The following is a 22,893-nucleotide window of genomic DNA, read 5'->3' as shown; positions in this document are numbered from 1 at the left end:
ATCTCGGTCGCCGTGAACGCCTTCAGCGACACACTCGGCAGCGCCTCCTTCAGAGCGCGCAGCGAGCGGGGGTAGTACCGCCAGGGCAGCGTCGGATGCAGACCGTTGACGATGTGCAGCTCGGTGAGGTTCTCGCCCTCCATCGCCTTCGCCAGACGGACGGCCTCCTCGATACGCATCGTGTACGCGTCCTTCTCACCCGGCTTCCGCTGGAACGAGCAGTACGCACACGACGCCGTACACACATTCGTCATGTTGAGGTGACGGTTGACGTTGAAATGGACGACATCACCGTTCTTACGGGTGCGCACCTCATGCGCCAGACCGCCCAGCCACGCCAGATCATCGGACTCGTAGAGAGCGATACCGTCCTCGCGCGTCAGCCGCTCACCCGCGTGAACCTTCTCCTCCAGCTCACGCTTCAGCCCAGCGTCCATCCCCGTTACCTCCTCCGTCAGTGCCCACGAGGGCACGGTCCTCGCATCCTCCCGGAGTCAGGTCTAGGGAATTCCCCACACCACAGGCGCTTTGCTAGGAAGCGGCCTTGCCCGAATCGGCGCCGCGGCGCGCGCCGTGGTCCGCGCCCTTGACGAACTGCGGCCGCACGCGCGGCGGCCAGGTGTCGGTGCCGAGAATCCCGAGGGAGTGCGCGCGGGCCACGAGCGCGGCGCGGTTGGGCACCTTCAACTGCCGCAGCATGCGCCCCACGTGGTACTCGACGCCCTGCCTGCTGAGGTAGAGCTGCGACGCCAGCTGGAGGTTCGAGGTGCCTTTGGCGATGCCCTCCAGAATGCGCGCGTCCACCGGTGAGAGGAGCGATCCGGCGGGCGGCACGGTGGGCTCGCCGGCCGGATGTACGGCAATGAGGTAGGTGGGCGCATCCGGTGCGCAATGGGAGGTATGAATACTGATTCCGGTGATCTCCGCCGAAAACGGAGTACGGTCGCGCTGATATCCGACGACCCGCTCGGTGAAGCGGGAATGCCCGCCCGACGAAAGCCCCGCGAACTGCCGGCCCAGCACCTCCGGCGCACTCGGATCCAGCAGATCGTAGAGATGCCGACCGCACAACTCTTCGGCGGTGCCCCCGAATTGACGCACGAAGTCGGTATCGGCCGCACGTATGGTGAGCGTCGTGTCCAGCCCCGCCATACAGCTCTGCTGGGGGCCGGCCGGGCGGCGGACCGTATCGACGGCGGCCTTGAGATGGGGAGACATGGGGGGGCGTTCCTTTCCTTCGCACGCCACGGGCACGCCGAAGCACGAAGTGAAAGAACAAGCTCCGCTCTACTGCCCCCGTGATCGCGCCGAATCCATCACCGCACGTCCGATGCTGATCATTTCCACTGTAGCGACGGGGCCGGGAACCGGACCCGGACAGGAACTGTGATCTGCGCCCCGGGCCCCGAAGAGACCCGGCCTCTCGAAGAGACAAGAAAGCCCGGGTCAGAAATTCCGACCCGGGCTTCACCTGAGCCGCCTTCGGGATTCGAACCCGAGACCTACGCATTACGAGTGCGTTGCTCTGGCCAACTGAGCTAAGGCGGCAAGCTGCCGGACACCGGTTCGGCATCAGCAGCGCGGCCAAGTCTACACAGTTTCGAGGGGTGCTCCGTACACGGCCGCCGGGGCAGGGGATCCGCAGGTCAGGAGCACTTCTGGTCGGCGGGCGGCGGGGTGTTCGTGAGGAGGTAGTTGTTGATCGCGTTGTCGACGCACTTGCTGCCCCGGGTGTAGGCCGTGTGACCGTCGCCGTCGTAGGTGAGGAGGCGGCCGGAGGAGAGCTGCGAGGCCAGGGAGCGGGCCCAGGGGTAGGGGGTCGCGGGGTCGCGGGTGGTGCCCACGACGAGGATCGGGGCGGCGCCCCGCGCGGGGATCCGGTGGGGCCGACCGGTGGCGGGCACCGACCAATAACCGCAGGTCAGCGAGGACCAGGCGAGGCTGGCGCCGAAGACGGGCGACGCCTTGCGGAAGTCGGGGAGGGCCTCGCGGACGTCGTTGGGGTTGCGGAAGGCCGGCGGGAGGTCGAGGCAGTTCACGGCGGCGTTGGCGAACATCAGGTTGGTGTACGAGCCCTTGCCGTCCCGCTCGTAATAGGCGTCCGAGAGCCTGAGCAGCAGAGCGCCGTCGCCGTTCTCCGCGTCCCGCAACCCCTTGCGCAGGAGGGCCCAGGCGGCCTCGTCGTACATGGCGGAGATCACACCCGTGGTGGCCAGGCTCTCGGTGAGCTTGCGCTTGCCGGCCTGCACCGGGTGGGCGTCGAGCTGCTTGAAGAGCGCGGCGAGCCGGTCCCCCGCCGCCGCGGCGTTCGTGGCGGGGGCAAGGGGGCAGTCCTTGCGCTTGAGGCAGTCCTGCACGAAGGCGGTGAAGGCGGTCTGGAAGCCGGCGGTCTGGTCGCGGTTGATGCGCTCCGCGTCCAGCGAGGGATCCAGCGCGCCGTCGAGCACCAGGCGGCCGACGCGGGACGGGAAGAGCCCGGCATAGGTGGCACCGAGGAAGGTGCCGTACGAGGCGCCGACGTACGCCAGCTTCTCGTCGCCCAGGGCCGCGCGGAGGACGTCCATGTCGCGGGCGGCGTCGACGGTCGAGACATGGGCCAGGAGCTTGCCGGAGCGGCTCGCGCAGCCGTCCGCGAACTTCTGGTACGCCTCGACCAGCTCGGCGATCTCGGTGGCGTCGTCGGGCGTCTGGTCCACCTGTGTGTAGGCGTCCATCTCGGCGTCCGAGAGACAGGTGACCGGCTCGCTCGCGGCGACGCCGCGCGGGTCCATGCCGACCAGGTCGTACCGCGCGCGGACGGCGGCGGGGTAGCCGTTCCCCGCGTACTGCTGGAGGTAGTGGATCGCCGAGCCGCCCGGTCCGCCCGGGTTGACCATCAGGGAGCCGAGGTGCTCGCCGGAGCCGGTCGCCTTCTTGCGGGAGACGGCGAGCTTGATGTCGTCGCCCGCCCGCGGCCGGTCGTAGTCCAGCGGCGCGGTCAGGGTGGCGCACTCGAACCCGGTGGCGCCGCACGCGTGCCAGGCGAGTTTCTGGGCGTAATAGGGCCGCAGCGCGGAAGGCAGCGCCCTCGGGAGCGGCGCGAGGGTGCTCGCGGGGCCCGCGAGAGAGCCGCCGGCACCGATCGCGCCCACGGCGGGGAGGTCGCTCCAGGCGCGCCCGTCACCCTGGACGCGCGGTCTCGCCGCCGCCGACGCGCTCGGCGCCGAGTCCTCCAGGGCACAGCCGGAGATCAGCAGTGCCGCGGTCGCGATGACGGCGCCTGAGGTGCGGAGCAGACGGCTGGAATCCATCGGCTGGTCCCTCTGATGGAGTGAATGAGGCATGAAAAGGACGAGCAGCGGGGATGACTGTTGGTTACGTCAGATCACGGTGCCCGTACGGAGCGTATCCATATGGGTGTGCGGCATGGCCGGTTGCCGGGCCACATGGCCTCGTATGAGTGAGATCGCGTAACTGTCGGCGGGTGCGCGCGTGGGCCCGCGGAACCGGGGGTTCAGCCCGCCCGGAGCGCCATCGTCATCGCCTCGACCGCGAGCAGCGGTGCCACGTTGCGGTCGAGGGCGCGGCGGCACTCGATGATCGCCTCGATGCGGCGCAGCGTCCGCTCCGGGCCGGAGCCCGCGGCGACGCGCTGGAGGGCGTCCCGGTAGTCGGTGTTGGCGAGCTCCACGCGCGAGCCGAGCTGCATCGCCAGCACGTCGCGGTAGAAGCCGGTCAGATCCACGAGGGCGAGGTCGAGGCTGTCGCGCTGGGTGCGCGTACTGCGGCGCTTCTGGCGGTCCTGGAGCTCCTTCATGGCGCCCGCCGTGCCGCGCGGGAGGCGGCTGCCGGTGCCGGCCGCCGCGCCGAGGGCGGCGCGCAGCTCCTCGGTCTCCTTCGTGTCGACCTCCTCGGCGACCTGCTTGGCGTCCTCAGCAGCCGCGTCGATCAGCTCCTGGGCGGCCTTGAGGCAGCCGCCGATGTCGTCGACGCGGAGCGGAAGTCTGAGGACGGCCGCGCGGCGGGCGCGGGCGCGCTCGTCCGTGGCGAGGCGGCGGGCCCTGCCGATGTGGCCCATCGTGGCTTGCGCCGACTGACCGGCGAGCTCGGGCTCGATGCCGTCGCGGCGGACGAGGAGGTCAGCGACCGCGGCGACGGGCGGCGTCCGCAGGGTGAGCAGGCGGCAGCGGGAGCGGATCGTCGGCAGCACGTCCTCCAGGGAGGGCGCGCACAGCAGCCACACGGTGCGCGGAGCGGGCTCCTCCACCGCCTTGAGCAGGACGTTGCCCGCGCCTTCGGTCAGCCGGTCGGCGTCCTCCAGGACGATCACCTGCCAGCGGCCGCCGGCCGGGGACAGCTGTGCACGGCGGACGAGGTCGCGGGTTTCCTTGACGCCGATCGACAGCTGGTCGGTGCGCACGACCTCGACGTCGGCGTGGGTGCCCACGAGGCTGGTGTGGCAGCCGTCGCAGAACCCGCAGCCGGGCGCCCCGCCGAGCGACCGGTCGGGGCTGACGCACTGGAGCGCGGCGGCGAACGCACGGGCCGCGGTGGCCCGGCCGGATCCGGGCGGACCGGTGAACAGCCAGGCGTGCGTCATCGACCCGCCGCTCTCGCCCCCTCCGCTGCCTGCCGTGACCAGCGCGTCCGCGTCGCGGGCGGCAGCGGAGAGCTGCTCCGTCACCCGGTCCTGACCGACCAGGTCGTCCCACACCGCCATGGCTGTCCTCCGAGCGCACTGTTGGTCCTGCGGCTACCCATTGTGGGACACGGCACTGACACCGCCCGCCACGCGCCCTCGGGCCGGACGGCCGGCCGGGGACGGCGCGGCACCGGGTCGCGGCCGCTACGGACCTCCCGCCCCGCAGCGCGCAACTCCAGGAAACACCCGCCGCACGCCCTCAGACCGGACAGCCGACCGGAGACGAGCGCGGCACCCGGGTCAGCAAAGCCCCGAGGCCGACGCGGACCTCCCGCCCCGGCGGCGCGCAGCTACAGGAAGCACCCGCCTCAGGCGTAAGGGCCGACGGACAACCGATGCCGCCGGGGCCGACGGAACCCTCGTGCCTCCTGGCCACGGCCGGCCCCTGAGAGCCGGCCGCCGCACACAGGCCGACGCCGGCCCCCGGCCAAGCAACGCCAGGGGCCGGCGGACGCCTCAGCGTCCGCCCCGGCGGCGGCCCTTCTGTTCGTCGTCCGCCGGGCGGCGCGTGTCCTCGCGCGGGCCCAGCAGTTCGTCCGCCAGCGTGGGGGCGTCGTCGGAGGCCGGTTCCGCCCAGCCGGGGCGGCGTCGGCGGCTCTCAGGTCCGTCCTCCGCCGTACGCGGAATCTCGCGCGTCCGCTCGCCGTCCTCCGGCCGGAACAACCACGTCGGCACGCGGTCCGCCGGGTCCTCGGGACGATCGGTCCGCGCGGCCGGGGCGGGGCCTTCGGGACGTACGGGCGGAAGCACCGCGGTCTCGTCCTCGGCAGCGGCACCGGACGCACCCGCCGCGGGCTCCTCCTCAGGACGCGCCACCGGCTGCGGAAGCACCGCCGTCTCCTCGGACTCCGAGCCGCCGTCGGACTTCTCCTGCTCCACCCCCCAGGTGACGCGCTGCGGCGTCTCCGGGCGGACGACCGGCGGCGCGGGCCGCACGGGCGGGAGCACCGCCGTCTCGTCGGCGGCACCCTCCGGCTGCTCCTCGCGCGGCTCGTAACGGGGCCGCTCCACCGTCGGCGTCAGGTCGGGGTCGCCCCGCCGCGGGTCCGGCCGGCCGACGATCGGCCTGCGCACCGTCCGCGCACCGTCGAAGCCGCCGGAAGCCGGCGGAGCCGGCGTCTCCACCGTCTGCGCCGCGTCGGCATCGGCGGAGTCGTCCCGCCGCTCGTCCTTCCGCAGCGACGGCCGCTCGACCGTCGGCGCCTCGGAGGCCGGAGCGGAAGCCGGGGCGGAAGCCGCAGCAGCGGCAGAGGCCGAAGCAGCCGCGGCCGCCGCCTCCGCCTCGACGCGCGCCCGCTCGGCCCGCAGCAGCGCCTCTTCCGCCTTGCGCTGCTTCTCCAGGCGCCGTTCCTCCGCCTCGGCGCGCAGCCGCGCCTCTTCCTCGGCCTGCTTGCGGAGTCGTTCCTGCTCGGCGGCGCGCGTACGCTCCTCCGCCTCGCGGCGCTTGCGCTCCTGCTCGGCCAGGAGGCGCGCTTCCTCGGCCCGCTGCCGGGCCTCCTCGGCGAGGCGCGCCTCTTCCTTCCGGCGCGCCTCTTCCGCTTCGCGCCGCTTGCGCTCTTCCTCCTCGGCCCGCAGCTTGGCGAGCTGCGCCTGGCGCTCGCGCTCCAGGCGCTCCTCCTCCGCCTTGCGCGCGGCCTCTTCCTCGGCCTTACGCCGGGCCTCCTCCTCGGCCGCCTTGCGGGCCTGCTCCCGGGCCTCGATCTCCTGGGCGGAGAGCGGGAGGACCTCGTCGAGCCGGTGCCGCACGACCGTGGAGACGGCCTCCGGCTCCTGCCCGGCGTCCACCACGAGATAGCGCGCGGGGTCGGCGGCGGCGAGGGTGAGGAACCCGGTCCGTACGCGCTGGTGGAACTCCGCCGGCTCGGACTCCAGCCGGTCCGGCGCCTCCGTGAAGCGCTCCCGGGCGGTCTCGGGCGAGACGTCCAGCAGCACCGTCAGGTGCGGAACGAGCCCGTCCGTGGCCCAGCGGGAGATACGGGCGATCTCGGTCGGCGAGAGGTCGCGGCCGGCGCCCTGATAGGCGACGGACGAGTCGATGTAGCGGTCGGTGATGACCACCGCGCCGCGCTCCAGCGCGGGCCGTACGACGGAGTCGACGTGCTGCGCGCGGTCGGCGGCGTAGAGCAGGGCCTCGGCACGGTCGGACAGACCGGCGGAGCCGACGTCCAGCAGGATCGCGCGCAGCCGCTTGCCGATGGCCGTGGCGCCGGGCTCCCGGGTGACGACGACCTCGTGCCCCTTGCCGCGGATCCAGTCGGCGACGGCCTGCACCTGTGTCGACTTTCCGGCCCCGTCGCCGCCCTCGAAGGCGATGAAGAAGCCGGTGCCCGACGGCGCCTGCGCGGGGTCGCCGCCCCGCAGGACGTCCATCAGGTCGCGGCGGAACGGTACGCCGTGCCGGTCGTCCGTCTTGCCGAGGACGATGGCGCCGACGGGCAGCAGCAGCGCGCCGATGAGCATCAGCGTGAACGCGGCCCCGCCGTGCGCGAAGACGAAGCTGCCGCTCTCCACCCGGTGCGGCCCGATGGCGGCGGCGAGCAGCGGCGCGACCACCGCGCCGAGCGCCGCGGTGACGCGGACGACGGCGTGCAGGTGGTCGGTCGTCCGGGCCCGCCGGGCCTCCTCGGTCTCCTGGTCGAGCAGGGAGTGGCCGGTGTTGGCGACGACACCCGCGCCGACGCCCGCGAGCAGGATCAGCAGCAGGACCGTCGTCGGGTCCGGCACCAGACCCGCGATCAGCAGCGCGAGGCCCGTCAGGGCGAGGGCCAGGGCGAGCAGGCGGCGGCGCGAGAAGCCCGGCAGGACCTTCCGCGCGGCGCGGATGCCGATGACGGGGCCGCCGCTCAGCGCGAGCACCAGCAGCCCGAAGGCCACCGGCCCGCCGCCCAGGTCGACGGCCTGGAGCGTGGCCACGCCGACGGCCGCGGCGATCGCGCCCGCGACGGCGGCACAGGCGAGGACGAGCACCGGGATGGCGCCCGTGCGCCCGGTGTCGGGACCGTGCTGCGTCCGGGGGCGGCGCAGTCCCTCAAGAGGGGAGCGCACGCGCGGCGACTGCACGCCGGGAAGTTCGAGGAGGTAGAGGATCGAGGCGGAACCGGCGAACAGCGCGGCCGCCAGGAAGGAGCCCATGGCCGCCTGGTGCGCGTGGAACCACGCGATGCCGGAGCCGAGCAGATTACTGACGAGGGTGATGACGACGAGCGCGGCGGCGGCTATGGGCAGCGCGACGAAGTTCGTCCGCAGCGACAGGCGACGCAGCGCGTCGTAGGGGTCCGGCAGCGGCCGGACGGCGGCACCCTCGGTGGGCGGCCTGGGCAGCAGCGCGGGCGCCGCGCCGTCCTTGGCCACGGTCCAGAAGCGCTCGGCGACGCCCACGACGAAGGCGGACACGAGCAGCAGCGGGAGGGCCTTGGTGCTGGTCCAGCCGGTCCACAGCGGCGCCACCGCGAGAACCGCCAGCCGTACGCCGTCGGCGACGAGCATCGTCCAGCGGCGGTCCAGCGGGCCGTTCGGCGCGATCAGCGAGGAGACCGGCCCGAGCAGGACGGCCCCGAAGAGCAGCGTCGCGAGCAGCCGCGCGCCGAGGACCGCGGCGACCGCCAGGGCGGCACCGCGGTAACCGCCCCCGAAGGAGCCCGCCGCGACTGCCGCCTGGAACGACAGGAGCAGGAGCACCAGCAGGGCGAGGCAGTCCCCGATCCCGCCGACGAACTGCGCACTCCACAGCCGCCGCAGCGGCGGAAAGCGCAACAGAGCCCGCACGGCACGCTCACGGGAGTCCTCGGCCAGTGCCCCGGTTGTGGGGGTTTCCACTGTTGGCTGCTCGGCTCGCGTCATCCTGCCAGCCTATCCGGCTGCGCCGGGGGGTTGCGTCTTCATGGAACGCCCGTACGAATGTTGTGTGGCGGGGTGTTTTGCGGGCGGCTCGTTGTCTTGTGCGGGTTGTGTGCGCCTGCGGCGAGCGGCCTCAAACGCCGGCCGGGCTGGGTTTGTGGTGGGTGCGCTTTCCGCTGGGTGCGGGGGCGGTTTTTGGGTGCGGGTCCATTGCGCCTGCGGCGAGCGGCCTCAAACGCCGGCCGGGCTTGGGTTGTGGCGGGTGCCGGGGGCGGGGCCTCCGGGCTGAGGACCTGGAACGCGGTGCGGGCACCGTAAGACGTATTGAGTCCCGTCAAGACGCACCGCGTTCCAGAACCCCACCCTCCGACCCCACCCCCTCCCGCCGGAGAGCGACATCGGGTCGTGGGGTGCGCCATGCTTTTGTTTTTCAGCCCGTCCGGCGTTTGAGGACGCGCCCGCAGGGCGCTCCCGCCGCAGGCGGCGAACAGGCCCGCACATCGGGGTCTGGGGCAGCGCCCCAGTTTCGGGAAGGGGCGGGTAGGGGAAAAAGCCCGCCGCAGGCGCCCACCCACCCGCAGCCTCGGGGCCAGGGCGGAGCCCCCACGCGGAGCAGCAACATCAGACGCAGCCGGAAAGGGGTGGGGCGGGGAAAGCAACCCCGCCCCACCCCCCTACTCCGCCGCAGCCTTGGACGCAGCCGCCTTCTTCGCCGTCGTCTTCTTCGCCGCCGCCGCAGTCGTCGTCTTCTTCGCCGCGGTCTTCTTCGCGGCAGTCTTCTTCGCCGCAGCAGACGTCGTCTTCTTCGCCGCCGTCTTCTTCGCAGGCGCCTTCTTGGCCGTCTTCTTCGCCGGCCCCTTCGCCCGCTTCTCGGCGAGCAGCTCGTAGCCCCGCTCCGGCGTGATCGTCTCGACGTCGTCGTCGCGGCGCAGCGTCGCGTTGGTCTCGCCGTCGGTCACGTACGGGCCGAACCGGCCGTCCTTGACCACGACGGGACGCTCGCTGACCGGGTCCGTGCCGAGCTCCTTAAGCGGCGGCTTGGCCGCGGCGCGGCCGCGCTGCTTGGGCTGGGCGTAGATCGCGAGGGCCTCGTCGAGCGTGATCGTGAAGAGCTGGTCCTCGGTCTCCAGGGAGCGCGAGTCGGTGCCCTTCTTCAGATACGGGCCGTAGCGGCCGTTCTGCGCGGTGATCTCCACGCCCTCCGCGTCCTTGCCGACGACGCGCGGCAGCGACATCAGCTTGAGCGCGTCCTCGAGGGTGACCGTGTCGAGCGACATGGTCTTGAAGAGCGAGGCGGTGCGCGGCTTCACGGCGTTCTTGCCGGTCTTGGGCGTGCCCTCGGGCAGGATCTCGGTGACGTACGGACCGTAGCGGCCGTCCTTGGCGACGATCTGGTTGCCGCTCTCGGGGTCCTTGCCCAGCTCGAAGTCGCCGCTCGGCTTGGCGAGCAGCTCCTCGGCGTAGGCGACGGTGAGCTCGTCGGGCGCCAGGTCGTCCGGCACGTCGGCGCGCTGGTGGCCCTCGGAGTCCTTCTCGCCGCGCTCGACGTACGGGCCGTAGCGGCCGACGCGCAGCACGATGCCCTCGCCGACCGGGAACGAGGAGACCTCGCGGGCGTCGATCGCGCCCAGGTCGGTGACGAGCTCCTTGAGGCCGCCGAGGTGGTCGCCGTCGCCGTTGCCGGCGTCGGCGGCGGAGCCCTCGGGGCCGTCCGCGGAACCGAAGTAGAAGCGGCGCAGCCACGGCACGGCCTGGGCCTCGCCGCGCGCGATGCGGTCGAGGTCCTCCTCCATGGAGGCGGTGAAGTCGTAGTCGACGAGCCGCCCGAAGTGCTTCTCCAGGAGGTTCACGACGGCGAAGGACAGGAAGGACGGCACCAGGGCCGTGCCCTTCTTGAAGACATAGCCGCGGTCGAGGATCGTGCCGATGATCGACGCGTACGTCGACGGGCGGCCGATCTCCCGCTCCTCCAGCTCCTTGACCAGCGAGGCCTCGGTGTAGCGCGCCGGGGGCTTGGTGGCGTGGCCGTCGGCGGTGATCTCGTCGGCGGTCAGCGCGTCGCCCTCGGTGACCTGCGGGAGGCGCCGCTCGCGGTCGTCGAGCTCGGCGTTCGGGTCGTCGGCGCCTTCGACGTACGCCTTCATGAAGCCGTGGAAGGTGATCGTCTTGCCGGACGCGCTGAACTCGGCGTCGCGGCCGTCGCTCGCCCGGCCGCCGATCTTGACGGTGACGGAGTTGCCGGTCGCGTCCTTCATCTGGGAGGCGACGGTCCGCTTCCAGATGAGCTCGTAGAGCCGGAACTGGTCGCCGGTCAGGCCGGTCTCGGCAGGCGTGCGGAAACGATCACCCGAAGGCCGGATCGCCTCGTGCGCCTCCTGCGCGTTCTTGACCTTGCCGGCGTACGTGCGCGGCTTCTCCGGCAGATAGTCGGCGCCGTAGAGCTGCGTCACCTGCGCCCTGGCCGCGGAGACCGCGGTGTCGGACAGCGTGGTGGAGTCCGTACGCATATAGGTGATGAAGCCGTTCTCGTACAGCTTCTGGGCCACCTGCATGGTGGCCTTCGCGCCGAAGCCGAGCTTGCGCGACGCCTCCTGCTGGAGGGTGGTCGTGCGGAACGGCGCGTACGGCGAGCGGCGGTACGGCTTGGACTCGACGGACCGCACCGAGAACGCGGAGTCCGCGAGAGCCGCGGCCAGCGCGCGGGCGTTGGCCTCGTCCAGGTGCAGGACCGGCGAGCCGTCCTTGAGCCGGCCGGTCGAGCCGAAGTCGCGGCCCTGCGCGACGCGGCGGCCGTCGACGGCGGTCAGCCGCGCGGCGATGCTGCCCGGGTCGCTGGCGTCGCCGCCGCGCCCGGTGGCGAAGGTGCCGGTGAGGTCCCAGTACTCGGCGGAGCGGAAGGCGATGCGCTCGCGCTCGCGCTCGACGACGAGCCGGGTGGCGACGGACTGCACGCGGCCGGCCGAGAGCCGCGGCATGACCTTCTTCCACAGGACCGGCGAGACCTCGTAGCCGTAGAGGCGGTCGAGGATGCGGCGGGTCTCCTGGGCGTCGACGAGCTTCTTGTTCAGCTCGCGGGGATTGGCGACGGCCTCGCGGATCGCGTCCTTGGTGATCTCGTGGAAGACCATCCGGCGGACCGGGACCTTGGGCTTGAGGACTTCCTGGAGGTGCCAGGCGATGGCCTCGCCCTCGCGGTCCTCATCGGTGGCGAGGAAGAGCTCGTCGGAGTCGGCCAGCAGCTCCTTGAGCTTCTTGACCTGGTCCTTCTTGTCGTGGTTGACGACATAGATGGGCTGGAAGTCGGCGTCGACGTTCACGCCGAGCCGGGCCCACGGCTCGCCCTTGTACTTGGCCGGGACCTCGGCGGCCCCGTTCGGCAGGTCACGGATGTGCCCGACGCTCGCCTCGACGACGTATCCGGGGCCGAGGTAGCCCTTGATCGTCTTCGCCTTGGCAGGCGACTCGACGATGACGAGTCGGCGGCCGCCCTGTGCGGTCTCGCTGGTCGGGGACAACTTCGCTCTTCTTCCGGTCGGCACTCGGTGTAGGCGCTGCGGTGACGCTGCGGAGTGTGACGGTACATCCCGCCCCCGTGTCAAACGGAAAAAGCCCGCAACGCCACTCGAACGGTAACCCGACAAGCGTCCTGTCTGCCGCCCGGACCGGCACACCACCGGAGTGAACCGGCGGTAGGACCCCGCCGGAGGCGTCCCGGGCGGGCTCCCGGCCCACGAGGACCGGGGGCCGGGGACCCCACGACGGCCCGTCACGGGCAACCGCACGAGGAATCGCAGGTGAGCGCCCTGCCACCCGCGGCCCCAGAAGACGATGCCCAGCCATACGTGACGTGAACCCGACCCCTCCGAACGGCGTTGTCAGCCCTCCACGGGCACCAAAAACCCCTGCTCCACGAGCAGCCGGATCGACTCCGGCGTGCGGTCGCGCAGCGCCACCGCGTCCTCACCGACGAGCTGCGCGATGGCGTCCAGAATCCGTCCCGCGCTGAGAGAGCCGTCACACACCCCGGCGAAGCCCGCGCCGACCGTGTCGACCTTGGTCGCCCGCCGCATTCCGCGGTTCTGCCGGAGGACGACGTGCTCCGGATCCTCCGCGCCGGGCATCCCGACCTGCTCCTGGACGACCTCGTCGGCCAGCCGGAAGCGGGCGGCGAGCAGCGCGGCGTCGTCATGCGAACGCAGGAAGTCCTGCCGCTCGAAATGGGCCCGAACGGATGCACCCAGCGGCTGCTCGACCGGGTGCGGCCACTCCTCCGCCGTGACGGAAGGCCGCTCCGAGCCCGTTTTGCGCAGCGTGATCCAGCCAAATCCGACGGCCTTGGTCTTCCGGGCCGCGAATTCGTCCAGCCACGCGTCATAGCGCGCCGCGTAGGCCTCGGGGGCCGACCGGTGGTCGCCGCCGTCACGCAGCCACAGCTCGGCGTACTGCGCGACGTCCTGCACCTCGCGCTGGACGATCCAGGCGTCGCAGCCGCGCGGCACCCAGGACGACAGCCGGTCGCGCCAGTCCTCGCCCTCGACGTGCTGCCAGTTGGCGAGCAGCTGGCAGTAACCGCCGTCGTTGAGCCGCTCCCCCGCCTGCTGGACGAGCGTGCGGCAGAGGTCGTCGCCGCCCATCCCGCCGTCGCGGTAGGTGAGCCGGGCGCCCGGGGAGATGACGAACGGGGGGTTGGAGACGATCAGGTCGTACGTGTCGTGGGCGACCGGCTCGAAGAGCGAGCCCTCGCGCAGGTCGGCCTCAGGCGCGCCGGAGAGCGCCAGGGTGAGCCTGGCGAAGTGCAGCGCCCGGGGGTTGAGGTCGGTCGCGGTGACCTTGGTGGCGTGCTGAGCGGCGTGCAGCGCCTGGATGCCGGAGCCGGTGCCGAGGTCCAGGGCACTCGCCACGGGCGTGCGCACGGTGATCCCGGCGAGCGTGGTGGACGCCCCGCCGACACCGAGGACGAGCTCCGAGCGCTCCACCCCGGCCGGACCGGCGGTGCCCTGGGCGATCCCGCCGGCACCGCCGACGGCGCAGCCGAGGTCGGAGACGATCCACCAGTCCTGCCCCTCGGGGCCGCCGTAGGGGCGCACGTCGACGGTGGCCCGCACCTCGTCGCCGTCGCGCACGAGCCAGCCGTCGGCGAGGCAGTCGTCCACGGGCAGCGCCGCGGCGGCCCGCGCGTACGCGACGGGGCGCTGCAGGAGGAAGAGCCGGACGAGCGTCTCCAGCGGTCCGTCGCCCCGCGTGGCACGCAGCGCGGGCACGGTCTCGCTGCGCGCGAGAGCGGCGTAGGCGGGCGCGCCCAGCAGGTCGAGGAGGCCGTCGGCGGTGAAGGCCGCGGAGAGCAGGGCGCTGCGCAGCCGGTCGGTGCGGGCGGGGTCGGCGGTGGGGAGGTGCGTACTCACCGCTCCATTGTCGGGGGCACCACCGACAATCACCGACCGCACCGCCTGCCGCTTCCGGGCCCGCTTCCGGGTCCGCTTCTCCGCCCACCTCCGCGGCCTGCTTCCACGAGCCGCTTCTGCGACTTCTACGACTTCTACGACGGCGAGACGGACGTCTTCTGGCACCCGGGCTGCTTGGCCATCGACTTGCCCACGTCGCCCGACTGAAGCTTCTTCAGCGCGTCGTCGCTCTGGCTGCTCAGCTTCCCGATGTCCCCGCCGATTCCCTTGAGCCCCTCGGCGAACTTCGCCTTGTCGCCGGTGTCCAGCCCGTCCACCCGCTTCTTCAGACCGGCGTACGCCGCGGAGAGGTCGTTGAGCGCCTTGACGGCGTTCTTCTGGCTGCTCTCGCCGTCCTTGACGGGCGGTGCGCCCGCGTTGTCCACGCCGCCGGCCAGCGCCTTGTACGCGTCGGCGTTGGCCTGGAAGGCCGCGGAGTCGGTCTGCTGGACCTTCTTGGAGTCCTCTTCGCTCTGGGCGCCGGCGATCGAGTGGTTGGCTTCCTGGATCTTCTTGACCTGAGGCTGCATCTGGTCGCAGACCTTCTTGGCCCAGTCGTCGAGCTTCTTGTTGCCCCCGCCGCCCCCGCCGCAGCCGGTCAGCGCCAGGACGAGTGCCGCACCGCCGGACAGTGCAGCCACAAGCTTCTTGTTCACCGGATTGGTCCCTTCGATGGCTCCGGCCCCGGAACTTACACGTCCAGGCGACGCCACCTCCGAGCCAAGCGCCCCGTATGCCCCCTTTTAAAGCCATTTGCACCAAGAACGCCGTGGCGTTCGCCGCACCTTGATCCACTCACCCCGGTGCCCTCGCGCGGCACGGCGGCGACCGACGGCGCACGGGCGGGCGGACGGCGCGCCTTCGCACGCCGCCCGCCCGCCCCGGCTCCGCCGGCCCGTCAGGAAACCACCGCGGGATCCGCGGGGTGCGCCGCGCGCTCCGCCTCGCCGTCGTCACCGTCCATGGCGACGCCGCGCCGCTTGGAGACGTAGACGGCGCCGATGATGACCACGACGGCCAGCACCGCGACGCCGATCCGCAGCCCCTTGTTGGCGTCGGCCCCGAAGGAGAACTTGACCACCGCGGGAGCGATCAGCAGCGCCACCAGGTTCATCACCTTCAGCAGCGGGTTGATCGCGGGCCCGGCCGTGTCCTTGAACGGGTCGCCGACCGTGTCACCGATGACCGTCGCGGCATGCGCCTCGCTCCCCTTGCCGCCGTGGTGCCCGTCCTCGACCAGCTTCTTGGCGTTGTCCCACGCGCCCCCGGAGTTGGCCAGGAAGACGGCCATCAGCGTGCCCGTGCCGATGGCGCCCGCGAGGTACGAACCGAGCGCGCCGACCCCGAGCGAGAAGCCGACCGCGATCGGCGCCAGGACGGCGAGCAGCCCTGGCGTGGCGAGTTCGCGCAGCGCGTCCTTGGTGCAGATGTCCACCACGCGCCCGTACTCGGGCTTCTCGGAGTAGTCCATGATCCCGGGGTGCTCGCGGAACTGCCGCCGCACCTCGTAGACCACCGAGCCCGCCGACCGCGACACGGCGTTGATGGCGAGCCCCGAGAAGAGGAAGACGACGGCGGCGCCCAGCACCAGTCCCACCAGGTTGTTGGGCTGCGAGATGTCCAGACTCAGGTTCATCTCCGTGGACTTCGCGTGGACGTCGTCGACCGCCGTGGCGATCGCGTCGCGGTAGGAGCCGAAGAGCGCCGACGCCGCCAGCACCGCCGTGGCGATGGCGATGCCCTTGGTGATCGCCTTGGTGGTGTTGCCCACGGCGTCGAGGTCGGTGAGCACCTGCGCGCCCGCGCCCTCGACGTCCCCGGACATCTCGGCGATGCCCTGGGCGTTGTCGGAGACCGGGCCGAAAGTGTCCATGGCGACGATGACGCCGACGGTGGTGAGCAGGCCCGTGCCCGCGAGGGCGACGGCGAACAGCGCGAGCATGATCGAGGTGCCGCCCAGCAGGAACGCGCCGTAGACGGCGAGCCCGATGAGCACCGCCGAATAGACCGCGGATTCCAGACCGAGGGAGATGCCGGCGAGCACCACGGTCGCGGGACCGGTCAGCGAGGTCTTGCCGATGTCGCGTACGGGCCTGCGGCTCGTCTCCGTGAAATAGCCCGTCAGTTGCTGGATCAGCGCGGCGAGGACGATGCCGATGGCCACCGCCACCAGGGCGAGCACCCGCGGATCGCCCTTGTGCCCGCTGATGGCGGCGTCACCGATGCCCTTCAAATCGGCGTAGCTGGACGGCAGATAGACGAACACCGCCACCGTGACCAGCACCAGGGAGACGATCGCCGAGATGAAGAAGCCGCGGTTGATCGCCGTCATCCCGCTGCGGTCGGAGCGCCGCGGGGCCACGGCGAAGATGCCGATCATCGCGGTGAGCACCCCGATGGCGGGGACGAGCAGCGGAAAGGCGAGGCCCGCGTCGCCGAACGCCGCCTTGCCGAGGATCAGCGCGGCAACCAGCGTCACGGCGTAGGACTCGAAGAGGTCGGCGGCCATGCCCGCGCAGTCGCCGACGTTGTCGCCCACATTGTCGGCGATGGTGGCGGCATTGCGCGGATCGTCCTCCGGAATGCCCTGTTCCACCTTGCCGACCAGGTCGGCGCCCACGTCGGCGGCCTTGGTGAAGATGCCACCGCCGACCCTCATGAACATCGCGAGCAGTGCCGCGCCGAACCCGAAGCCCTCCAGCACCTTGGGCGCGTCCGACTTGTACGCCAGCACCACGCACGAGGCGCCCAGGAGGCCCAGCCCGACCGTGCACATGCCGACGACGCCACCGGTACGGAAAGCGATCTTCATGGCCTTGTGCGACACGGCCGTCAGATCCTTTTCGGGCTCGCCCTCGGCAGGCGTGGCCTCGCGCGCGGCGGCGGCCACCCGCACATTGCTGCGCACCGCGAGCCACATGCCGATATAGCCGGTGGCCGCGGAGAAGAGAGCGCCGACCAGGAAAAAGGCCGAACGCCCGATGCGCTGCGACCAGTTGTCCGCCGGCAACAGCATGAGCAGGAAGAACACGGCCACGGCGAAAAAGCCGAGGGTCCGCAACTGGCGGGCGAGATAGGCATTCGCGCCCTCCTGCACCGCCGCGGCGATCTTTCTCATGCTTTCGGTGCCCTCACGCGCCGCGAGGACCTGCCGTACGAGCACCACGGCGACCCCGAGCGCGGCGAGCGCCACGGCGCCGATCACCAGCACCAGCGTGCGATTGCCCCGGGTCAGCTCGGCCGCGAGATTCTGAGTGAAGTCCACCTGTTCAGGGGTAAGAGGCCCCGCCATTCGTCCTCCCTGACGTTTGGCACATGGGCGCGCGACAGCACCGCGAACGCGGAACAGCCGCCACGCTCAGGCGTCCTGAGCTCAAGATGGACGGATTGTAGGGAGCATGCCGAGATCAAAACAGAGCGCGGCAAACGGAACCGGCCTTACCGCCGTGAAGATCGGGTGAATGATCGCGCGGCAAAGGATCTCGGGAGAAAGATCCCGATTGCGCGGACGGAGATCCGCGAAGAAAAGATCGACACGAGGAGATCGGAAAAGGGATCCGGAATAGACCCGCGGCTCATGCCGCACGGCGGAAATCCGCCCCTGGGCACCGGGGCTCCGGCGCGGCCCGGCAGGCGCCCGGGCCCTGCTCGGGAGCGGCCGCACGCCGAAGCGGGGGCCCTCGCCGGGCCCCTGACGGTTACGCCGGATCCGTGACGGCCCGCTACGGCATTACGGTGACGGCCGGCTACGACAGGACGTGCGCCGACGTCGTCGGCCAGCTCATACGGATCAGGCCGCCGCTGTCGTCGGCAGTCACCTCGACATCGTCGACCAGGCCACTGATCACGGCCAGGCCCATGTCGTCCTCGCCGCCGTCCGCCCCTCCGTCGTCCTGGGCGGGCACGGACGGGCCGGGGACGCCGCCGACGCCCTTGGCGGCCGCGAGCGCGGCAGCGGGCGGCCTGGGGGCGTCGTCCCCGACCTCGATGGAGAACTTCTTCTCGTCCTCGATCAGCACCACCCGGACGGGGCTGGTCACACCATGATTGAGGTGCAGCCCGACCGCGCGGGAGCACGCCTCGCCCACGGCGAGACGGAGCTCGTCCAGCACGGCCTCGTCGACCCCGGCCCGGCGCGCCACCGCGGCCGCCACCAGCCGGGCGGTCCGGACATGCTCGGGAAGGGCACTGAAGAGCAGTTCGACGGTGGCCATGCCATCCCCCTCAGTCGTACGTGCCCCTTTCCCCTCTTCCGGAAAAGGGCGGACTCGCGGGGAGGGCCGGGCCCCTCAGGGCCCGGATCCCCCCGCGTGGCAGTCTTCCTGCGACGACCGTCAGTCGGTCGCCTGCACCGCGTCCTCGACCGAGGTGTGAATCGGGAACACCTTGGTGAGGCCGGTGATACGGAAAATCTTCAGAATGCGCTCCTGGTTGCAGACCAGGCGCAGCGAGCCCTCGTGGGCTCGCACCCGCTTGAGGCCGCCGACCAGCACGCCGAGCCCGGTGGAGTCGAGGAAGTCGACGCCCTCCATGTCCACGACGAGGTGATAGCTGCCGTCGTTGACAAGCTCGACCAACTGCTCACGCAGCTTGGGCGCGGTGTACACATCAATCTCGCCACCGACCCGGACAACCGTACGGTCGCCTACGGTCTCGGTCGACAGGGACAGGTCCACGGATCCTCCAGCACCTTGCATCGAGCGGTCGCCCCCCATGGATCGGCAGCCGCGATGGCATTCAATCACTTACCGGCAGGCGTGCACGACGCCTTGGCGCCATTGTCCGCCACGCCAGTGACACACTCGGTGTCAATGGCCAACGATCAACTCCCGCCGGAGGCGGGCGTACACCCCGCTCCCCGGATGGTCCTCGACAGGCTGACCGCCGGGGCCGACCGGGCTGCGCGCATCACTCATACGGAGCACTTGCCCCCGCGTCCGGGACGTCATGCCCCCTGGCCTGAGAAGATCCGGCCGGAAGTGGTCGATGCCATCCGGCTGGCCGGCATCGAGCGCCCTTGGGCTCACCAGGCTCTCACGGCCGAGCACGCCCTGCGCGGCGAGTCGGTGGTGGTGGCCACCGGAACGGCCTCCGGCAAGTCCCTCGCCTATCTGGCCCCCGTGCTGAGCGCCCTGCTGGACGGGGCGGAGGCCCCGAACGGCCGTGGCGCGACCGCCCTCTACCTCGCCCCCACCAAGGCCCTCGCGGCCGACCAGCGTCGCGCCGTACGGGCCCTGGCCGAGCCCCTGGGCAAGAGCGTCCGCCCCGCCGTCTACGACGGCGACACGCCCGTGGAGGAGCGGGAGTGGGTGCGTCAGTACGCCAATTACGCGCTCACCAACCCCGACATGCTCCACCGCTCGATCCTGCCCGCCCACCCCAAGTGGTCCTCCTTCCTGCGCGCCCTGCGCTACGTCATCATCGACGAGTGCCACACCTACCGCGGCGTCTTCGGCTCGCACGTCGCCCAGGTGCTGCGCAGGCTCCGGCGTGTCTGCGCCCGCTACGGCTCGCACCCTGTCTTCCTCCTCGCCTCCGCCACCGCCTCGGACCCGGCCACCGCGGCGTGCCGGCTCACCGGGGTGCCCGTGGCGGAGATCACCGAGGACTCCTCCCCGCGCGGCGAACTGGTCTTCGCCCTCTGGGAGCCCCCGCTCACCGAGTTCCACGGCGAGAAGGGCGCGCCCGTCCGCCGCACCGCCACCGCGGAGACCGCCGACCTCCTCACCGATCTCGTCGTCCAGGGCGTCCGCACCGTCGCGTTCGTCCGCTCACGGCGCGGCGCCGAGCTCATCTCCCTCATCGCCCAGGAACGCCTGGCCGCCGTCGACCGCTCCCTCCCCTCCCGCGTCGCCGCCTACCGGGGCGGCTATCTCCCGGAGGAGCGCCGCGCCATCGAGCACACCCTGCACTCCGGGGAGCTGCTGGGCCTCTCGGCCACCACCGCCCTGGAACTCGGCGTCGACGTCGCCGGTCTCGACGCCGTCCTGATCTCCGGCTATCCCGGCACCCGGGCCTCGCTCTGGCAGCAGGCGGGCCGCGCGGGCCGTACGGGCCGGGGCGCGCTCGCCGTTCTCGTCGCCCGCGACGATCCGCTGGACACCTATCTCGTCCACCACCCGGAAGCCCTCTTCCGGCAGCCGGTCGAATCCACCGTCCTCGACCCGGACAACCCCTACGTCCTCGCCCCCCATCTGTGCGCGGCGGCGGCCGAGCTGCCCCTCACCGAGGCCGACCTCTCGCTCTTCGGCCCCGAGGCCCCCGGGCTCCTCACCCAGCTCGAAGGACGCAAACTGCTCCGCCGCCGCGCCGCCGCCTGGCACTGGACGCGCCGCGAGCGGGCCGTCGACCTCACCGACATCCGGGGCGGGGGCGGCCGACCCGTCCAGGTCGTGGAGGAGGGCACCGGGCGGCTGCTGGGCACGGTGGACGCCGCCGCCGCGCACGCGGCCGTCCACGAGGGCGCGGTCCACCTCCACCAGGGCCGGACCTACCTCGTCCGCCACCTCGACCTGGACGCCTCCGTCGCCCTGGTCGAGCAGGCCGACCCGCCCTATTCGACGACCGCCCGCGACACCACCGCCATCTCGATCCTGGAGACCAGCGCCGAGGTTCCCTGGGGGGACGCACGGCTCTGCTTCGGCTCGGTCGAGGTCACCAACCAGGTCGTCTCCTTCCTCCGCCGCCGGCTCATCACCGGCGAGGTCCTCGGCGAGTCCAAGCTGGACCTGCCACCCCGCACCCTGCGCACCCGAGCCGTCTGGTGGACCGTCACCGAGGACCAGCTCGACGACGCCCGCGTCCACCCCGAGGCCCTGGGCGGCGCCCTGCACGCCGCGGAACACGCCTCCATCGGCATGCTGCCGCTCTTCGCCACCTGCGACCGCTGGGACATCGGGGGCGTCTCCGTCCCCCTCCACCCCGACACGCTCCTGCCCACCGTCTTCGTCTACGACGGCCACTCGGGCGGCGCCGGCTTCGCCGAGCGGGCCTTCCACACCGCCGCCGAGTGGCTCACCGCCACCCGCGAGGCGATCGCCGCCTGCGAGTGCGAATCCAGCTGCCCCTCCTGCGTCCAGTCCCCGAAGTGCGGCAACGGCAACGACCCTCTCGACAAGAAGGCCGCCATCCGCCTCCTCACCCACCTCCTGAAAGGCGCCCCACCGAATCCACCGGAGGAGACATGACCTGGACTCCCGCGCCTGCCTGACGGCGCCTCAGATGTGCTCCCCGTGCGGCCTTGCCACCGGTCCGCGCCGAAGGGCGGGAACCAGAGGCATGGCTAGGGGCATGGCCAGGGGCGGCGTGTCCGCTGCGAGGCCGTGCCGGCGGCAAGTCGCCGGGCGGACCTCCGCGCCGACCGGGGTCTCCCACGCACCGAACCCGGGGCCACCTCACAACCGCCCAGAAGCGAATCCCAGGATGGGCCAGAGCCGCAGAACAGCGGTGCCACCCTGAGCCCGTCTCAGGGTCGCCCCAGCCAGGCCGCAGGCCCAGGCTCACCCCAGCCACCACCCCAGCCATCCACCAGGCCGCGGGCAACAGCACACCGCTCACGGCCAAGCGGCCCCACCTCCCATCGCCGGACCCGCTCGTGAGCGGACGCGTACCGCGTACGGGCCCGCCCTCGCCTCCGCCGAGACTTCGACGAACTCGCCGCTCACCGCGCAGCGCACCACCAGCGTGCGCTGAGCCACCGCCACCCGCCGGGCGAGACCGCACGCCGTCGGCTCTCCTTCGAGAGCGTGATCCGCGGCTGCCAGCGCCGCCAGGTCCGCCGCTCCCCCGGCCCGGTGGCGGGCCTCGACCGCGCGGCTCATCGCCAGGACCGCCGCGAACACCGCGCACAACGCCGTGGCGGCCAACGCGACCCACACCGTGGCCATGCCTCCGTCATCCCACGGTCTCCTCCGCAAGGGCCACCGCCTCTCCTCCGAGCCGGACCGCCAGGGGCCCCAGCCCCGCGGACCGGGCATCCACGCGCACCCGGACCAGGTCTCCCTCCCCGCTCAGCGCGACCCTCGCGCCCTCCGGCGCGGCCGCCCTGGCCGCGGCGATCGCCGCCGACGGCGGGTCGGACCGGGCCGCCGCCCGGGCCCCGGCCCGCGCCGCGTCCACGCACTGGATCTGCGCGGACGCGGCCATCAGCCCCCAGATCAGCGCCATGCCGAAGAGCATCAGCGCCGGCAGCGCCAGCGCGGCCTCCGCGGTCACATAGCCGCCGTCAGAACGGCGCATGGAGTGCCTTCTGGATCAGCCCCTGCAAGGCCGCGCTGACCGCCCCGCTCGTGACCACCTTGTAGAGCACGGCAGCCAGGGCGCAGGCCGCCAAGGTGCCGACGGCGTACTCGGCCGTGGACATCCCCGCCTCCCCACCCGCTCCGGACCCCGCCCGCACCCGAGCTTCCCGCCATGCGCGGAACCTCGACCACCACGGCACCGTTACCGTCACCGCTGTCATTTCCACTTCCCCCGCTTCCGTCTCACGCATCGTCAATTGCCTTTCAGGAGCCTGCTCGCCAGCCCGAACACCACAGGTGCCACGCCGACCGTCAGGAACGCGGGCAGGAAGCACAGCCCCAGCGGGGCCGTGACCAGCACGCCCGCGCGCCGGGCCCGTATGCCCGCTGCCCGGCTCCGCTCGGCGCGCAGGCGGCCCGCGAGCCGGGACATGGGCTCCACCGCGGGCACCCCGGTCGCCTGCGCACGCTCCAGGCAGCTCGCCAGGGAGCGCGCTTGAGGGAGGTTCCCGACGCGGCTCCAGGCCGTGGCGGGGTCGCCCCCGAGCCGGACCTCCGCGGCCGCCTGGGCCAACCTCTCCCCCACCGGCCCACCGAGGGACGCACCCACCGCCTCCGCCGCCTCCCTCGACCCCGCCCCGGCGGCGAGGCAGGCGGCCAGGAGGTCCGCGGCGAGCGGAAGCTGCTTCTCCAC

General features: G+C 72.2%; 16 protein-coding genes and 1 tRNA gene. 1 reads left to right on the top strand and 16 read right to left on the bottom strand.

Translation table 11 applies throughout. From position 1 onward, the window contains the following. The 12 genes from ACFY1P_RS19800 to bldG form a co-directional block, all read right to left on the bottom strand. Positions 1-437: radical SAM protein (locus ACFY1P_RS19800; RefSeq protein WP_390751295.1), on the bottom strand; the 437-nt coding region annotated here is incomplete at its 3' end. A 94-nt stretch (positions 438-531) separates the two neighbouring features. Continuing rightward, positions 532-1,218 carry a LuxR C-terminal-related transcriptional regulator gene (locus tag ACFY1P_RS19795; RefSeq protein WP_390751294.1) on the bottom strand — a complete coding sequence of 229 codons (687 nt, stop codon included), beginning with the start codon at positions 1,216-1,218 and terminating at the stop codon, positions 532-534. Positions 1,219-1,474: 256 nt separating this feature from the next. Beyond that, a tRNA-Thr gene (locus ACFY1P_RS19790) sits at positions 1,475-1,548 on the bottom strand. 98 nt (positions 1,549-1,646) lie between these two features. Further along, entirely contained in the window at positions 1,647-3,290 is a 1,644-nt protein-coding gene (locus ACFY1P_RS19785) for an alpha/beta hydrolase (protein ID WP_390751293.1), read from the bottom strand. 203 nt (positions 3,291-3,493) lie between these two features. Then, positions 3,494-4,699 carry a DNA polymerase III subunit delta' gene (locus ACFY1P_RS19780; RefSeq protein ID WP_361526523.1) on the bottom strand — a complete coding sequence of 402 codons (1,206 nt, stop codon included), beginning with the start codon at positions 4,697-4,699 and terminating at the stop codon, positions 3,494-3,496. A gap of 438 nt (positions 4,700-5,137) precedes the next feature. Beyond that, positions 5,138-8,521 carry a dTMP kinase gene (gene tmk / locus ACFY1P_RS19775; RefSeq protein WP_390751292.1) on the bottom strand — a complete coding sequence of 1,128 codons (3,384 nt, stop codon included), beginning with the start codon at positions 8,519-8,521 and terminating at the stop codon, positions 5,138-5,140. 671 nt (positions 8,522-9,192) lie between these two features. Beyond that, positions 9,193-12,033 (bottom strand): type I DNA topoisomerase, encoded by a 2,841-nt coding sequence (topA, locus tag ACFY1P_RS19770; protein WP_390751291.1) that lies wholly within the window; start codon positions 12,031-12,033, stop codon positions 9,193-9,195. A 360-nt stretch (positions 12,034-12,393) separates the two neighbouring features. After that, a complete protein-coding gene (locus ACFY1P_RS19765) occupies positions 12,394-13,920 on the bottom strand; it encodes a methyltransferase (RefSeq protein ID WP_361526514.1) in 1,527 nt (508 codons plus the stop codon). A 134-nt stretch (positions 13,921-14,054) separates the two neighbouring features. Continuing rightward, positions 14,055-14,615, bottom strand: coding sequence for a small secreted protein (locus tag ACFY1P_RS19760; protein ID WP_361526511.1), 561 nt, complete (start codon positions 14,613-14,615; stop codon positions 14,055-14,057). A gap of 242 nt (positions 14,616-14,857) precedes the next feature. Then, on the bottom strand, positions 14,858-17,251 hold the full coding sequence (locus tag ACFY1P_RS19755) for a sodium-translocating pyrophosphatase (RefSeq protein ID WP_361525420.1): 2,394 nt from the start codon (positions 17,249-17,251) through the stop codon (positions 14,858-14,860). Positions 17,252-17,705: 454 nt separating this feature from the next. Next, complete coding sequence (locus tag ACFY1P_RS19750; RefSeq protein WP_361525417.1) at positions 17,706-18,173, bottom strand: ATP-binding protein; 468 nt, start codon at positions 18,171-18,173, stop codon at positions 17,706-17,708. Positions 18,174-18,293: 120 nt separating this feature from the next. Then, positions 18,294-18,635, bottom strand: coding sequence for an anti-sigma factor antagonist BldG (gene bldG, locus ACFY1P_RS19745; RefSeq protein ID WP_030367299.1), 342 nt, complete (start codon positions 18,633-18,635; stop codon positions 18,294-18,296). 54 nt (positions 18,636-18,689) lie between these two features. Here bldG and ACFY1P_RS19740 point away from each other — a divergent pair, with 54 nt between their 5' ends. Then, positions 18,690-21,146: a DEAD/DEAH box helicase gene (locus ACFY1P_RS19740; protein ID WP_390751290.1), complete on the top strand. Its 2,457-nt coding sequence runs from the start codon at positions 18,690-18,692 to the stop codon at positions 21,144-21,146. Between the two features lie 366 nt (positions 21,147-21,512). Here ACFY1P_RS19740 and ACFY1P_RS19735 read toward each other — a convergent pair whose 3' ends face one another. The 4 genes from ACFY1P_RS19735 to ACFY1P_RS19720 all read right to left on the bottom strand — a co-directional run bounded on the left by ACFY1P_RS19735 (position 21,513) and on the right by ACFY1P_RS19720 (position 22,893). Further along, the gene (locus ACFY1P_RS19735; RefSeq protein WP_390751289.1) at positions 21,513-21,845 is read right to left on the bottom strand and encodes an Rv3654c family TadE-like protein; all 333 of its coding nucleotides are present in this window, start codon (positions 21,843-21,845) and stop codon (positions 21,513-21,515) included. Positions 21,846-21,852: 7 nt separating this feature from the next. After that, a complete protein-coding gene (locus ACFY1P_RS19730; RefSeq protein WP_390751288.1) occupies positions 21,853-22,197 on the bottom strand; it encodes a TadE family type IV pilus minor pilin in 345 nt (114 codons plus the stop codon). Further along, positions 22,184-22,321: a DUF4244 domain-containing protein gene (locus ACFY1P_RS19725; protein ID WP_390751287.1), complete on the bottom strand. Its 138-nt coding sequence runs from the start codon at positions 22,319-22,321 to the stop codon at positions 22,184-22,186. Before ACFY1P_RS19725 ends, ACFY1P_RS19730 begins: the two co-directional genes overlap by 14 nt. A 131-nt stretch (positions 22,322-22,452) precedes the next feature. Then, entirely contained in the window at positions 22,453-22,893 is a 441-nt protein-coding gene (locus ACFY1P_RS19720) for a type II secretion system F family protein (protein WP_390751286.1), read from the bottom strand.

This window comes from Streptomyces sp. NPDC001407 (assembly GCF_042895325.1).
In the GTDB taxonomy this organism is placed as follows: Bacteria; Actinomycetota; Actinomycetes; order Streptomycetales; family Streptomycetaceae; genus Streptomyces.
This window is presented reverse-complemented; position numbering and strand designations above follow the sequence as displayed.

What these genes read in the sequence shown, in the direction of transcription:
- ACFY1P_RS19730 (WP_390751288.1), bottom strand. Translation starts at nt 22,197, where the DNA reads ATGCGCCGTTCTGACGGCGGCTATGTGACCGCGGAGGCCGCGCTGGCG.
- ACFY1P_RS19735 (WP_390751289.1), bottom strand. Translation starts at nt 21,845, where the DNA reads ATGGCCACGGTGTGGGTCGCGTTGGCCGCCACGGCGTTGTGCGCGGTG.
- ACFY1P_RS19755 (WP_361525420.1), bottom strand. Translation starts at nt 17,251, where the DNA reads ATGGCGGGGCCTCTTACCCCTGAACAGGTGGACTTCACTCAGAATCTC.
- tmk (WP_390751292.1), bottom strand. Translation starts at nt 8,521, where the DNA reads ATGACGCGAGCCGAGCAGCCAACAGTGGAAACCCCCACAACCGGGGCA.
- ACFY1P_RS19740 (WP_390751290.1), top strand. Translation starts at nt 18,690, where the DNA reads ATGGCATTCAATCACTTACCGGCAGGCGTGCACGACGCCTTGGCGCCA.
- ACFY1P_RS19795 (WP_390751294.1), bottom strand. Translation starts at nt 1,218, where the DNA reads ATGTCTCCCCATCTCAAGGCCGCCGTCGATACGGTCCGCCGCCCGGCC.
- ACFY1P_RS19725 (WP_390751287.1), bottom strand. Translation starts at nt 22,321, where the DNA reads ATGTCCACGGCCGAGTACGCCGTCGGCACCTTGGCGGCCTGCGCCCTG.
- ACFY1P_RS19750 (WP_361525417.1), bottom strand. Translation starts at nt 18,173, where the DNA reads ATGGCCACCGTCGAACTGCTCTTCAGTGCCCTTCCCGAGCATGTCCGG.
- ACFY1P_RS19780 (WP_361526523.1), bottom strand. Translation starts at nt 4,699, where the DNA reads ATGGCGGTGTGGGACGACCTGGTCGGTCAGGACCGGGTGACGGAGCAG.
- ACFY1P_RS19785 (WP_390751293.1), bottom strand. Translation starts at nt 3,290, where the DNA reads ATGGATTCCAGCCGTCTGCTCCGCACCTCAGGCGCCGTCATCGCGACC.